At 70.1% G+C, this 15,180-nt stretch carries 6 protein-coding genes; 3 read left to right on the top strand and 3 right to left on the bottom strand.

Features of this window, described 5'->3' with window-relative positions:
• Both ACW7GZ_RS07650 and ACW7GZ_RS07645 read left to right on the top strand, forming a co-directional pair.
• Window positions 1-3,886: DUF7507 domain-containing protein (locus tag ACW7GZ_RS07650; RefSeq protein WP_457008608.1), on the top strand; the 3,886-nt coding region annotated here is incomplete at its 5' end.
• Window positions 3,887-3,906: 20 nt separating this feature from the next.
• Complete coding sequence (locus tag ACW7GZ_RS07645) at window positions 3,907-7,605, top strand: hypothetical protein (RefSeq protein WP_457008606.1); 3,699 nt, start codon at window positions 3,907-3,909, stop codon at window positions 7,603-7,605.
• Between the two features lie 206 nt (window positions 7,606-7,811).
• On the opposite strand, the gene recQ is transcribed toward ACW7GZ_RS07645, so the two are convergent.
• Together recQ and ACW7GZ_RS07635 are read right to left on the bottom strand one after the other, a co-directional pair.
• Window positions 7,812-9,650 carry a DNA helicase RecQ gene (recQ, locus tag ACW7GZ_RS07640; protein WP_457005604.1) on the bottom strand — a complete coding sequence of 613 codons (1,839 nt, stop codon included), beginning with the start codon at window positions 9,648-9,650 and terminating at the stop codon, window positions 7,812-7,814.
• 177 nt (window positions 9,651-9,827) lie between these two features.
• The gene (locus ACW7GZ_RS07635) at window positions 9,828-10,397 is read right to left on the bottom strand and encodes a Dps family protein (RefSeq protein WP_457005602.1); all 570 of its coding nucleotides are present in this window, start codon (window positions 10,395-10,397) and stop codon (window positions 9,828-9,830) included.
• A 90-nt stretch (window positions 10,398-10,487) separates the two neighbouring features.
• On the opposite strand from ACW7GZ_RS07635, the gene hrpA reads away from it, so the two are divergent.
• Window positions 10,488-14,678, top strand: a complete 4,191-nt coding sequence (hrpA, locus tag ACW7GZ_RS07630) for an ATP-dependent RNA helicase HrpA (RefSeq protein WP_457005600.1) — start codon at window positions 10,488-10,490, stop codon at window positions 14,676-14,678.
• Here the strand turns inward: hrpA and ACW7GZ_RS07625 are convergent.
• Complete coding sequence (locus ACW7GZ_RS07625) at window positions 14,671-15,150, bottom strand: hypothetical protein (protein ID WP_457008604.1); 480 nt, start codon at window positions 15,148-15,150, stop codon at window positions 14,671-14,673. The two genes, hrpA and ACW7GZ_RS07625, sit on opposite strands and share 8 nt — an antisense overlap.
• Window positions 15,151-15,180: the final 30 nt, after the last annotated feature.

Here is a 15,180-nt window from a genome sequence, read left to right as displayed (position 1 = left end):
GAACCCGACCCCGCCGCCGGTGACGACACCGCCGAGCCCGGTCGATACGCCGATCGCGCAGGACCCGAGCCTGTCGCTGGTGAAGTCCGTGACTTCGACGGGTCCGTACACCGAAGGCGATGTCATCAGCTACCAGTTCCTGGTTGAGAACACCGGTGACGTGACGCTGACCAACGTGTCGGTCACCGACCCGCTGCCTGGCCTGAGCGCCCTGGCGTATGCCTGGCCTGGTGCCGATGGCGTGTTGCTGGTGGGCGAGAGCGTGACCGCGACGGCGACCTATACGGTCACCGCCGCCGACGTCAACGCCGGCAACGTGCACAACAGCGCGACTGCTGATGGCACGCCGCCGTCGACGCCGTCGAACCCGACTCCGCCGCCGGTGACGACACCGCCGAGCCCGGTCGATACGCCGATCGCGCAGGACCCGAGCCTGTCGCTGGTGAAGTCCGTGACTTCGACGGGTCCGTACACCGAAGGCGATGTCATCAGCTACCAGTTCCTGGTGGCCAACACCGGTGACGTAACGCTGACCGACGTGTCGGTGACCGACGCGCTCGTGGGCCTGAGCACCCTGACGTATGCCTGGCCGGGCGCCGAGGGCGTGCTGCTGGTGGGCGAGAGCGTGACCGCGACGGCGACCTATACGGTCACCGCCGCCGACGTCAACGCCGGCAACGTGCACAACAGCGCGACTGCCGATGGCACGCCGCCGTCGACGCCGTCGAATCCGACCCCGCCGCCGGTGACGACACCGCCGAGCCCGGTCGATACGCCGATCGCGCAGGACCCGAGCCTGTCGCTGGTGAAGTCCGTGACCTCGACGGGTCCGTACACCGAAGGCGACGTCATCAGCTACCAGTTCCTGGTGGCCAACACCGGTGACGTAACGCTGACCGACGTGTCGGTGACCGACGCGCTCGTGGGCCTGAGCACCCTGACGTATGCCTGGCCTGGCGCCGAGGGCGTGCTGCTGGTGGGCGAGAGCGTGACCGCGACGGCGACCTACGTCGTGACTGCCGCCGACGTGAACGCCGGCAACGTGCACAACAGCGCAACTGCTGATGGCACGCCGCCGTCGACGCAGTCGAACCCGACCCCGCCGCCGGTGACGACACCGCCGAGCCCGGTCGATACGCCGATCGCGCAGGACCCGAGCCTGTCGCTGGTGAAGTCCGTGACCTCGACGGGTCCGTACACCGAAGGCGACGTCATCAGCTACCAGTTCCTGGTTGAGAACACCGGCGACGTGACGCTGACCAACGTGTCGGTCACCGACCCGCTGCCTGGCCTGAGCACCCTGACGTATGCCTGGCCTGGCGCCGAGGGCGTGCTGCTGGTGGGCGAGAGCGTGACCGCGGCCGCGACCTACGTCGTGACCCAGGCGGACGTGAACGCCGGCTCCGTGCACAACACGGCGACCGCAGCGGGTACGCCGCCTGGTCGTCCGGGCGAGCCCGGTACGCCGATCGTCTCGCCGCCTGGCGAGGCCGTGGTGGAGATCGAGAGCGGAACCGACCTGTCGATCGAGAAGGTCGTGGACAACGCGACCCCCATCATCGGGACCAACGTGGTCTTCACGCTCACGGTGCGCAATGCCGGTCCGGCCGATGCCACCGGCGTGGTCGCCACCGACGCGCTGCCCAGCGGCTACAGCTTCGTGTCCAGTGCCGGTGACGGTGCCTACGACGCGGGCACGGGGCTGTGGACCATCGGCGACCTGGCCAATGGCGGCATCGCGACCCTGTCGATCACCGTGACCGTGAACGCCACGGGCGACTACCGGAACACGGCCAGCGTGGACGGCAACGAGACCGACCCGAATCCGGACAACAACATCGACGAGGAAACGCCGACGCCGATGCCGCGCATCGTGGCGATCGACGATCCGATGGGCACCGTGGACGCGGGCGAGACCACCCGCCCGGTACTCGGCAACGACACCGTGGGTCCCGACCCGGCGACGGTGCCGGAGGTCGTGCTGACTCCAGGTGAGCCATCGCATCCGGGCCTGTCCATGAATCCGGACGGCTCCATCACCATCGCCGTGGATACGCCTACGGGGACCTATACCTACCCGTACACGATCTGCGACGCGGCCAATCCAACCAACTGCGACACCGCGATCGCGACCATCGATGTGGTGGGCAATCCGACGCTGCTGCGCGTGGTGAAGAGCGTCGCGGCCCGCACGGTCAACGTCGGTGACCTGGTGCGCTACACGGTGACCGTGGAGAACATCGGCCTGGTGGACCTGGTCGACGGTGTGCTGGTCGATACGCCGCCGGCGGGCTTCAGCTACGTGGAAGGCTCGATGTCGGTGCGTGATGCCGACGGCGCCTTCACCCTGGCGCCCGGCCCCCATCCGCTTCGGATCGGTGGCCTGGACATCGCCGCGGGTGGGGATGCCACCATCGTCTACCTGCTGCGGGTGGGTGCGGGCGTGCGCCTTGGCGTCCACGTCAACGAGGCGGTGGCCGTGAATGAAAGCGGCAACCCGATCTCCAACGTGGCGACCGCGGAGGTGGTGCTTGACGGCGATCCGCTGCTGGACGACAGCCTGATCTTCGGCACGGTCTTCGACGACCGCGACGGTGACGGCTGGCAGGATCGCGCCGACCTGGGCGGCGTGGCGGTCAGCGGTGGTTTCGCGCCGGGTGCCTACGTGGCCAACTCGACCACGATCGACACCGGCAACGGTCCGAGGCCGCTGGCCGACGCCAGCTCGCCGCTGTTGCACGGCATCCAGGTGGGCGCCATCGCGGCGCGTGCGTCGGAAGCAGATCCGGCGCCGACGACGGTGATCCGCCAGCGCCTGAGCGCGCTGGAGTTCAACGACGGCTTCGTGCTGACCAGCGACCAGGGTGTGACGGTGCGCATGGCGGCGGACGGACAGACCAGCGTCGAGCACAGCGGTGAAGCCGCCCGCGGCCTGAACGCCGCGGCGCCGACGGTCGAGCGCCGCGTGTCCTCGGTCGAAGGCGGTTATGAAGTGGCCTACGTCATCTCCAACCAGGGGATCGACGAGCGCGGTATCCCTGGCGTGCGCATCGCCTCGGTGGAAGGCCTGCTGATCGAAACCGATCAGTACGGTCGTTACCACGTGGCCGACGTGCATGGCGGTGACTGGGGCCGTGGCCGCAACTTCATCCTGAAGGTCGATCCGGCGACGCTGCCGGCGGGGACCGGGTTCACCACGGCCAATCCGCTGGTGCGCCGCGTCACCCCGGGCATCCCGGTGCGCTTCGACTTCGGCGTGAAGCTGCCGGTGCGGGTCCTGCCGGGCGGTCGCGAGCAGGTCTCGCTGGAGCTGGGTGCGGTGCTCTTCGCCCCGGGCAGCGCCGAGGTGCGCGACGCCTACTTGCCGGTGATCGCGCAGGTGGCCGAGCGGATCGAGGCCCATGCCGGTGGCGAGGTGGTGATCAGCGCCGATGGCGACAGCGAGGCCCTGGCCTTCGCCCGCGCCGGTGCGGTACGCGATGCACTGCAGCCGCTGGTGTCGGCCGATGCGCAGCAGGGGCTGGAGGTCGTGCTGCGCACCCGCGTGGACGATCCGCATGCGCCCCTGGTCGCGGGCGCGACCGCCAGCGGGGCGATGCTCGGGACCGTGTTGTTCGACACCGACAAGTCGGCGATCCGGCCCGAGTTCGACGGCCTGCTCGACGCGGTGGCCGCGCGGCTGGAGGCGATGGGTGGCGGCGTGGTGGTGGTCGTCGGTCACACCGACGTCCGTGGCCCGCATGCCTACAACGCGGCGCTTGGCCTGCGTCGGGCGACCTCGGTCTACGAGGCCTTGCGCCTGCGCCTGCGGCCCGAGGTCCGCGAGCGGGTGAGAGTGGAATCCAGCGGTGATCCGGCTGCCCCGACCGGGACGGATGCACGATGAACACGAGCCGGAAAATGAAGATGAAACTGCTTGACCGTGCCCTGCTGGGCATCCTGGCCGGCCTGTCGCCGGTGGCCATGGCGCAGGACGCAGCGCCGGTCGCCGCGCCGACGGAAGTCGTGGACGCGGCGCCGACGGTGTTCGACTGCGATGCCGCCGGCTGCGCCGGCGACGAGGGCCTGCTGTTCCGCCTGCGCACGCGCAGCTACGACGAGCCGGTGACCGACGGGACCGATGGAAAATCGGGCTCGGCCGCGCTGCAGCCCGACCGCCGCGTGTCCCTGGCGATGGAAGAGCCGGGGCGCGCCGACATCGCAGGCAACTTCTCGATCCGCCTGCCCGGCGGCGGCGTGATCTGGGCCACGGAAGACCCGAGCCTCGGCCAGCCGGAGCTGTCGGTCTCTGCTCCGACGATGGTGGCCTTCGCCGACGGTCGCATCCAGAAGCCGGTGCGCTTTTTCGCCCGAGGCAACTACACCGACTTCATCGAGCGCTACGAGGTCATGGTGTTCCGCGGCAACGACGCCGACCTGGTCGCGCCGGTCGCGCGCTTCGCGCTGCCGGTGATGGCGGTCGCGCAGGACGAGTGGGACGGCGAGCTGCCGTCGGCCATCCAGTTCCGCGCGGGCGACGAACTGGTCTACGTGCTTCGCGCCTATGATGCGCAGGGCCGCTTCGACGAGACCCATCCGCGCCGGCTGCAGCTGGTGACCCCGGCCGAGGCCGAGCGCGGCCTGCAGCAGGTGCGCAGCAGCGCCGAGCGCAGCCTCGGCACCAGCCTGGGCGCGGAGCAGGCGCAGGACCAGATGCTGGTCGAGGATGTGTTCGCCGGCAACGGCCTGCGCCAGCAGAACATCCCGGTCTATGGTTCGCGCGTGCGCATCCAGGGCCGCAACGTGCCCGAAGGCCAGACGCTGTCGATCAACGGCGAAAGCTATCCGGTGGACATGGAGCGCAAGTTCGTCGCCGAGTACCTGATGCCGATTGGCCAGCACCGGTTCGACATCGCGGTGTCCGAAGGCGGCGCCGGTGCCGGTGCCGCGGCGTCGAGCTATCCGCTCGATGTCGAGGTCAGCGGCCGCTACTTCTTCGGCGTCGCGCTCGCCGACATCACCGTGTACGAAAACCGGGCCAGCGGGCCCGGGCGCGACCTGGCCGTGGCCGGCCGCGACGACGACATCCTCAGCGACGGCCGCCTGGCGTTCTACCTCAAGGGCAAGACGGCCGGCAGGTACCTGGTGACGGCGCAGGCCGACACCCAGAACCGTCCGCTCGGCGACATCTTCGACGGCTTCACCACCGCCGACCCGCAGGACATCTTCCGCCGCCTGGATCCGGACCTGTACTACCCGACCTATGGCGACGACTCCACGACGTATCGTGACGTTGACACCATGGGCCGGTTCTACGTGCGCGTGGACTGGGACAAGAACGAGGCCCTGTGGGGCAACTTCCACACCGGCATCACCGGGACCGAGTACGCGCAGTACTCGCGCGCCCTGTACGGCGCCGGGCTGAAGTGGCGCTCCATGGACAACAACGCCTGGGGCGATGCGAAGACGCAGCTGCGCGCGTTCGGCTCCGAGGCGCAGACCGCTCCGGGACACAGCGAGTTCACCGGTACCGGTGGCAGCCTGTACTACCTGCGCCATACCGACGTGCTGCCCGGCTCGGACCGGGTGGTGCTGGAAGTGCGCGACCGCACCACCGGCCGCGTCGAGCAGCGCATCGAACTGCTGCGCGGCGCCGACTACGAGATCGACGAGCTGCAGGGCCGGCTCCTGCTGACCCGTCCGCTGGCGCAGATCAGCCGCCAGAACATGCCCACCATCACCCGCGACGCGCCGCTGGACGGCTACGAGCAGCGGCTGCTGGTGGACTACGAATGGGTGCCGCAAAGCTTCGACCCCGACGACATCACCGCCGGCGTCCGCGGCAAGCACTGGTTCGGCGACCACGTCGGCGTCGGCCTGACCTGGGTCGACGAGAACCGCGCCGGCGAGGACTACAGCCTGATGGCCGCCGACCTCACCCTGCAGGCCGGCCGCGGCACCTACCTGAAGGTCGAGCACAGCCGGACCGAGGCCAGCAGTGCGCCGGTGTTCTTCTCCGACAACGGCGGCATGAGCTTCGTGCAGACCAACCCGACCGGCCCGCGCGAAGGCGATGCGACCTCGGTCGAGGCGCGCGCCAACTTCATGGAGCTGGGCTGGACGCAGCTCGACTGGAGCGCAGGCGCTTGGTGGCGGCAGGTGGACGCCGGCTACTCGATCTCGCGCTTCGACACCGGCATGGACATCGAGGAACACGGCGCCGAAGTGCTGGGCCAGTTCTCGCCGGACCTGAGCGTGTTCGCCCGCTACAGCAATGCCGAACGCGGTGGCGACGTGCTGCGCCAGGCGCAGGCCAGCCTGGAATGGCGCCCGGGCGAGTACAACGCCCTGACGGCCGAGGTGCGCCGCATCGAGGAGCGCCGGCAGGCGCAGGCAACGGCGGCGGGCATGCTGGGTGCGGTGAAGTACACCCATCGCTTCGGCACCGCGCTGGACCTGTACGGCATCGCTCAGGTGACCCTGGACGACGACGGCGGCCAGTACGAGGACAACGATGCGCTGACCCTGGGTGGCCGCTACAACTTCGCCAACCTGTCCACGGTCGGCGCCGAGGCCACCACCGGCGACCGTGGCGAAGGCGCCAGCGTCGAGGCGGAGTACCGGGTGTCGCCGCTGCAGAGCTTCTACGGCAGCTATACCTATTCCACCGACCGCAGCGACTACGACCCGCTGTTCAATCCCGCCGCGCGCAACGGCTGGACGCTGGGGCAGCGCTGGAGGATCTCCAACCAGACCAACATGTTCAACGAGAGCCAGTTCCTCAAGTCGCGCGGCGAGTCCGGCCTGGCCCACACCTTCGGCATGGATTTCTATCCGGTCAAGGGCTGGAACCTCGGCTTCACCCTGACCGACGGCGAGCTGACCAACAGCGAGGGCGGCAACATCGACCGGCGCGCGGTCAGCGTTTTCGGCGGCCACACCTCGCAGCGCACCGACTGGCAGAGCAAGCTGGAATGGCGCGAGGACACCGGCGTGGAGCAGCGCACGCAGTGGGTGAGCACCAACCGCCTGGCGCACCGGATCAACGAGAGCTGGCGGATCGCGGCGCGCTTCAACTATGCCGACACCGACGACGCGATCAATCCGGCCGCCGGCGCGAAGTTCATCGAAGGCAACTTCGGCTTCGCCTACCGGCCGTGGAACGAGAGCCGCTGGGGCCTGTTCGGTCGCTATTCCTACCTGTACGACCTGGCCACGCTGGGCCAGTTGGGCGGCGCGGACTACGACCAGAGGACGCAGGTCCTGTCGCTGGAGGGCGTGTACCGCCTCGGGCACCGCTGGGAAGCGGCGGCCAAGCTGGCGCGTCGCGAAGGCGAGGTGCGCTACGGGCGCGGCACGGGTGACTGGTTCGATTCGGCGACCACCTTCGCGGCCGGCCAGCTGCGCTACGAGCTGACCCACAAGTGGCACGGCCTGGCCGAGTACCGCTGGCTCGACGTGGACGACGGCGGCACCCGCCAGGGCTGGATGCTGGGCGTGGACCGCGACATCGGCCAGAACTTCCGCATCGGTGCCGGCTACAACTTCACCGACTTCAGCGACGACCTGACCGACTTCGACTACGACCACAAGGGCTGGTACATCAACTTCGTCGGCAGCTACTGAGCCCACGCGATTGCAGCCGTGATCCCGGGCCCGCCTGCATGTGGATGCAGGCGGGAGGGAAGGGCAGCGCGGAACACGACGGAGCAGCTCCCGCCGCAAACAACTGGCCTGGCGCTGTCGCCGATCGCGGCTGTAGCCGCTCACACGGGACTGGGGCCAGGATGGCGGTGCGGCCCTCTGCCTTCAGTCGGGAGATGGCCGCTGTGTCATGCCGCCGCTTCGGCCTCGGATACCACGTCCAGCACTTCGTCGCCGTAGCGCTCGATCTTGCCGGCGCCGATGCCGCCGATCAGCGCAAGGTCGCCCGGCGTGCGCGGGCGCAGGCGCGCGATCTCGCGCAGCGTGGCGTCGTGGAAAATCACGTAGGGCGGCACGGCCTGCTCGCGTGCCAGGCGCGTGCGCATCGCGCGCAGGGACTCGAACAGCGGCTGGTCGGCGCGCGCCACCTCCACCACCGGCCGGGCCGCGCGGGCCTCGCCGTCGCGGCCGCGGCCGCGCGCCGGGCGCGGGGCTTCCTTGCGCAGCAGCACTTCGCGGCGGCCCTGCAGGACCTCGCGGCTGTCCGCGGTCAGGCGTAGACCGCCGTAGCCCTCGGTGTCGACCTCGAGCAGGCCTGCGGCCACCAACTGGCGGAAGACCCCGCGCCAGGCGCGCGCGTCGAGGTCGGTGCCGATGCCGTAGGTGCTCAGCGCATCGTGGCCGAACTGCCGCACGCGCTCGGACTCCGAGCCCCTGAGCACATCGATCAGGTGCGCCGCGCCGAAGCGCTGCCCAGTGCGGTAGACGCAGGACAGGGCCTTCTGCGCGGCGACGGTGGCGTCCCAGGTCTCGGGCGGTGACAGGCAGTTGTCGCAGTTGCCGCAGGGCTCGCCGGGTCCCTTCGCCGCGTAGTCCTCGCCGAAGCAGGCCAGCAGCACCTGGCGGCGGCAGCGGGTGGATTCGCAGTAGCCGACCAGCGCGTCGAGCTTGCGGTGCTCCAGGCGCTTTCGCTCGTCGCCGGACTCGGACTGGTCGATCATCTGCCGCAGCAGCACCACGTCGCCCAGGCCGTGGCACATCCAGGCCTCCGCCGGATCGCCGTCGCGACCGGCACGGCCGGTCTCCTGGTAGTAGCCCTCGATCGATTTCGGCAGGTCCATGTGCGCCACGAAGCGCACGTCGGGCTTGTCGATGCCCATGCCGAACGCGATCGTCGCCACCACCACCACGCCGTCCTCGAGCAGGAAGCGGCGCTGGTTGGCGGCGCGCACCGAGGCGTCCAGCCCGGCGTGGTAGGGCAGGGCGTCGACGCCGGCCTCGACCAGCATGGCCGCGGTCTTCTCGACCTTGTTGCGCGACAGGCAGTAGACGATGCCGGCCTCGCCGCGGTGGCCGCCGATGAAGTCCTGCAGCTGGCGGTTGCCGTTGTCCTTGTGGACCACGGTGTAGCGGATGTTGGGGCGGTCGAACGAGCTGGTGAAGCGCCGGGCGCCCTCCAGCTGCAGCCGCTCGGCGATCTCGCGCTGGGTGGGCGGGTCGGCGGTGGCAGTGAGCGCGACCCGCGGTACCTGCGGCCAGCGCTCGTGGAGCACGGTCAGCTCGCGATACTCGCGGCGGAAGTCGTGGCCCCATTGGGAGACGCAGTGCGCCTCGTCGATCGCGAACAGGCCGATCCGGCTGGCGTCGAGCAGTGACATGAAACGCGGAGTGAGCAGGCGCTCCGGCGCGACGTAGAGCAGGTCCAGCGTGCCTTCGCGCAGCTGCCGCTCGATGGCGGCCGCCTCGGCGGCATCGAGCGTGGAGTTGAGGAAGGCGGCGTTGACGCCGAGTTGGCGCAGGGCCTCCACCTGGTCCTGCATCAGCGCGATCAGCGGCGAGATCACGATCGCGGTGCCCTCGCGCAGCAGCGCCGGCACCTGGTAGCACAGCGACTTGCCGCCGCCGGTGGGCATCAGCACCAGGGCATCGCCGCCGCCGGCGACGTGTTCGATGATGGCGGCCTGCTCGCCACGGAAGGCCTCGTGGCCGAAGGTTTCGCGCAGGATCCGGTGTGCAGCGTCTCTCATGCGCCAAGGATACCGGCGATACCCATAGCCGGCCTATCGGGTATCGGCCTTGGTCATGGGTAGGAAGGCTTCGCCACGTGGGGCGCGCCAACGGCGCGGGGATCGGGAGCGTGTTGTGCAGTGCACGGGTTTCGCACCGCGAAACCCGTGGTCGTCAGACGCGCAGCGTATGCGACTTCACTGGAGTAGCGAGCGCAGCATCCAGGCGTTCTTTTCGTGCACCTGCAGGCGCTGGGTGAGCAGGTCGACGGTGGGGTCGTCGCCGGCGTCGTCGGCATGGGACAGCGCCCTGCGCGCGGTGCGGCAGACGGATTCGTTGCCGTCGACCAGCTGGCGCACCATTTCACGCCAATCGGGGGCCTTGGTCAGGCCCGGCTCTTCGGCAATGGTCGAGAGCTTGATGAATTCGGCGTATGACCCCGGGGCGTTGTAGCCCAGGGCGCGGATGCGCTCGGCGGTTTCGTCCAGGGCATTCCACTGCTCGGTGTACTGGTCCATGAACATCGCGTGCAGCGAATTGAACATCGGGCCGGTCACGTTCCAGTGGAAGTTGTGGGTCTTCAGGTACAGCGTGAAGCTGTCGGACAGGAACTGCGCGAGATCCTGCGAGATCGTCTTGCGATCCTTGTCGGCGATCCCGATATCAACGCCTGGTGCCACCGAGCCCGCGGCCGGCGACGCAGCAGGCGATGTCTTGCGCGTGGCACTGCGCTTGGCGGTTTTGGTTTTTTCCTTGGTCTTGGCCATCACTGTGTCCTTGGTTGGTAGCGCGCGACAATGTGCGCGATAGGGAGAGGAAATGAAGCGGCCTGGAACTGCGAATCGTGCATGAATGAAATGGAGTCTAGCCCCCAGGATGCAAGCCCGGCGTCAACGCGCGCGGGGCGAAAGGCCGTGGATGGCGCACTGACGCGCGACCGCGGCCGCCTGCTTGGTTTGTGGCGGCGATGGGAGCAGGCGCGCGGTGACGAAGCCCGTCGAAAGGCGTTCCAGGATGCGCTTGCACGTTCACTGGCGCAGCGCGAGGCGCGTGCCGCGAACCTGCCGCGCGCCGAAGTCGACCCGTCCCTGCCGATTGCCGGCGAGGCCGATCGCATCGTCGAGCTCCTGCGCACCCACCAGGTCGTGGTGGTGGCCGGCGAGACCGGCTCCGGCAAGACCACGCAGCTGCCGAAGCTGTGCCTGGCGGCCGGTCGTGGCGCGGCCGGAATGATCGGCTGCACGCAGCCGCGGCGCATCGCTGCGCGGGCGGTGGCGCGCCGGGTGGCCGAGGAGCTGCAGGTCCCGCTGGGCGGCGCAGTGGGCTACCAGGTCCGCTTCACCGAGAACGTCGGCGAGCAGACCGCGATCAAGTTCATGACCGACGGCATCCTGCTGGCCGAGATCCAGTCCGACCGCTGGCTGTCGCGTTACGACACCCTGATCATCGACGAGGCGCACGAACGCAGCCTCAACATCGACTTCCTGCTGGGCTACCTGAAGCAGTTGCTGGTGCGCCGCCCGGATCTCAAGCTCGTGGTGACCTCGGCGACCATCGACACGGCGCGCTTCGCCGCGCATTTCGGCGATGCACCGGTAGTCGACGTCGAGGGCCGCGGCTATCCGGTGGACTTGCGCTACCTGCCGCTGGACGCCGGCCTGTCTTCGCCGGCCGCGGCGGCGACCGCGAAGCCGCGCGGTGGTGAACGCGACGCCGACGCCGGTTCGCGTGACATGTCGGTCACCGACGGCATCGTCGCCGCCTGCGACGAGATCCTCCGCGGCGGCCAGGGCATGGGCGGCGACGTCCTGGTCTTCCTGCCCGGCGAGCGCGAGATCCGCGACGCGCACCGCGCCCTGGAAGGCCGCAAGTACCGCCACACCGAAGTGCTGCCGCTGTACGCACGGCTGTCGGTGCGCGACCAGGACCGGGTGTTCAACCCCGGTTCGCAGCGGCGCATCGTGCTGGCGACCAACGTCGCCGAGACCTCGCTGACCGTGCCGCGGATCCACTACGTGGTCGATCCGGGCCTGGCGCGCGTGAAGCGCTACAGCCCGCGGCAGAAGCTCGACCGCCTGCACATCGAACCCATCAGCCAGGCCAGCGCAAACCAGCGCGCCGGCCGCTGCGGGCGCATCGCGCCGGGCACCTGTTACCGCCTGTATGACGAGGCGGACTTCGCCGCGCGGCCGCGGTTCACCGACCCCGAGATCCATCGCGCGGCGCTGGCCGGCGTGATCCTGCGGATGCTGTCGCTGGGCCTGGGTGCGATCGAGGATTTCCCGTTCCTGGAGCCGCCCGATGCGCGTGCGATCGCCGACGGCTGGCAGCAGCTCGCCGAGCTCGGCGCGGTGGACGCTGCGCGCAGCCTGACCGCGCAGGGCAAGGTGATGGCCAGGCTGCCGGTGGACGTGAAGCTGGCGCGCATGCTGGTGGCCGCCAACGGGCACCGCTGCCTGCGCGAGATGCTGGTGATCGCCGCCTTCCTCGGCATCCAGGACCCGCGCGAACGCCCGTCCGACCAGCGCGCCGCGGCCGACGCCGCCCACGCCGCCTTCCAGGATCCGAAGTCGGAGTTCGTCGCCATCCTGCGCCTGTGGGAGGCCTATCGGGTGGCCCACGAGGACCTGACCCAGTCGCAGCTGCGCAAGTGGTGCGAGCGCAACTTCCTCGGCTTCCTGCGCATGCGCGAGTGGCGCGAGCTGCATCGCCAGCTGAAGCTGCAGTGCGCGGACCTCGGCTGGCGGGAAGAGGAGCGCGCCGGCGATGCGCTGTTCGCCACCGCTGCCGAAGGAGGAATCGCGCGCGGGAGCGACGCCGCCGCGGCCCCGGCCGGCCGTCGCCGGCGCCGCGGCAAGCACCCGGGGGCGGGGGCAGGTTCACCGCCGCCGCCCGCGGACGCGCCGACCCGGCGGGCACGGGACGCCGATCCCGCGCTGTCCGAAGAGGCCGCCGCGCGGGATCTGTATGTCCGCCTGCACCGTGCGCTGCTGGCCGGGCTGCCGACCCAGGTCGGGCATGCGCCGCCGACAACCGACAAGCGCCGGCAGGTCGCCTACGAAGGCCCGCGCGGGCGTCGTTTCCAGCTGTTTCCCGGCTCGACCCTGGCCTCGCGCCCGCCGCCGTGGATGCTCACCGCGACCCTGCTCGACACCGAGAAGGTGTGGGCGCTGACCAATGCCGCGATCGAGCCCGAATGGGTCGAGGCCGAATTGTCGCACCTGCTCTCGCGCCGCCACTTCGATCCGCGCTGGTCGCGCAAGCAGGGGCGCGTGATCGGCAGCGAACAGGTTGGCCTGTTCGGGCTGGTGCTGGCGGCGGCACGGGCGTTCCACTACGGCGGTCATTACCCGGAGGAGTCGCGCGAGCTGTTCCTGCGCGATGGCCTGGTCGCCGGCGAGATCAACCTGCGTGCCGACTTCGTCGCCCGCAACCGGCGCACGCTTGCACAGGCCGAGGAGGAAGAGGCCAAGCAGCGCCGCACCGGCCTGGTGGTCGACGATGACTGGATGCTGCGCTGGTACCGCGACCGGATGCCAGGTGACGTCATCAGCGCGCAGGCGCTCGACGCCTGGTTCGCGAAGCTGTCGAAAGAACAGCGGCGCGCCCTGCAGTGGACCCGCGACGACCTGCTGGTCGCCGACGGCAGCGATGCCGAGCGCTTCCCGGCGTACTTCGCGATCGGCGACGCGCGCCTGGCCGTGCACTACCGCTTCGAACCCGGAGCCGTTGACGACGGCATGACCGTGGTCGTGCCGCTGCACCTGCTCAACGCCCTGGATGCGCCGCGGCTGGGCTGGCTCGCGCCCGGCTTCGTGCAGGAAAAGGCCACGGCCCTGCTGCGCGGCCTGCCCAAGGCGCTGCGCCGCAACTTCGTGCCGGCGCCGGATTTCGCCCGTGCCTTCGCCGAGGCGCACGGAGCGGCCGATGCCGCCACCGACAGCATCACCGGCGCCCTGGCGCGGTTCCTCAAACGGCTGACGGGCGTCGAGATCGCCGCCACCGATTTCGATGCCGGGGCGCTGGAGCCTTACCTGCGCGCCAACCTGCGGCTGCTCGATGCCGACGGACGTCGCGTGCTCGCGGAATCCCGCGACCTGGACGAGCTGCGTGCGCGTTTCGGCGCGCATGCGGCGGACGCGTTTGCCGCGCATGCCTCGGAAGGGCTTGCGCGCGAGGCGCTGACCACGTTCCCCGCTACCGCCATCCCGCTTTCAGTCCCCGGCGCCGGTGGCGTGCCGGCCTATCCGGCGCTGCACGATGCCGGCGACAGCGCGTCGCTTGAAGTCCATGCCGATCGTGCCGAGGCCGAGCGCCAGCACCCGCGGGGCGTGCGCCGGCTGCTTGCGATCGCCATGGCCGACCCCGTCAAGCAGGCGCGCAAGCAGCTGCCGGCCCAGCCGAAGACCGGCCTGTTGTACGCCGCGATCGAATCCGTCGCGCCGCGTGCGTCGGGCGACGGCCGCCCGGCGGACACGCTGCGTGCGGACCTGGTCGACGGTGCGTTTGCCGCACTGGCCGCGGATGGCCTGGGCGACATCCGCGATCCCGCGGAGTTCGAAGCCCGCAGCACCGAACTCGGCAAGGCCCTGTTCCCGGAGGCCATGCGCCGCCTGCAGCAGGCCGAGAAGATCCTCGCCCTGGTGGCCGAAGTGCGGGCCGCGCTGGACGGAAAGCTCATGGGCTGGGCGCGCGCCAACCTCGACGACATGCAGGCGCAGCTGGCGGCGCTGGTGCCGCCGGGCTTCCTGCGCGACGTGCCTGCGGCAGCGCTCGCCGAATACCCGCGCTATCTCAAGGCGCTGGCAACGCGCGCCGGCCGCGCGCTGAACGATCCGGTGCGCGACCAGCAGCGCATGCTCGAGCTCAAGCCGTTCGCCGATGCGCTGGAACGCGCCCGCGCGGCGGGGGTGGCCGACGCGCCCGGCTGGCAGGCGCTGCGCTGGGACCTGGAAGAACTGCGCGTCCAGCTGTTCGCGCAGGAGCTGGGCGCCAAGGGCGGGGTTTCGCCGAAAAAGCTGGCCGCGCGCCTGGCCGCGCTTACTTGACCCGCTCGACCTTGGTACGCGTGTTGTAGCCGTCGACTGCCATGTACCAGGCGTTGCCGACCACGCTTGGCGTGATCCGCACCTTCGGGCTGTCGCGACGGGCGCCGGGCAGCGTGGCGGTGTCGACCTGGCGCCAGACCTGGCCATTGTCGAGGGTGTACTCGCGGCCGCGGCCGAAGCCGCGGAACTCGCCGTTGATCTGGCCGATCACGGGTTCGGTGGAGCCGAAGCTCCGGAAACCGCGGCTCTCGTCCTCGACCCGCTTCTTGGCCGTGGCCGCAGCCTTCTCCGTTTCACCCTCGATGGTGAGGTCGAGCCATGCGTTGAGCCGCGAGAGCTCCTCCGCGCTGAGCTTGTCGAGGCCGGCGGCCGCGAACTCCGCGGGCGTCATCTGCGTTTCGAGACCCTGCTGCGCCACCGCCGGAGCGGCGACGAAGAGCAGGGCGGCAAGGACGAGGCTGCGGAGCGGCATGGCGTCTGTTCCCAAGGGCGAGGTCGGGCT

This window comes from Luteimonas sp. A537, assembly GCF_054052065.1.
The sequence above is the reverse complement of the archived record's forward strand: the minus strand, read 5'-3'. Positions and strand labels throughout refer to the sequence as shown.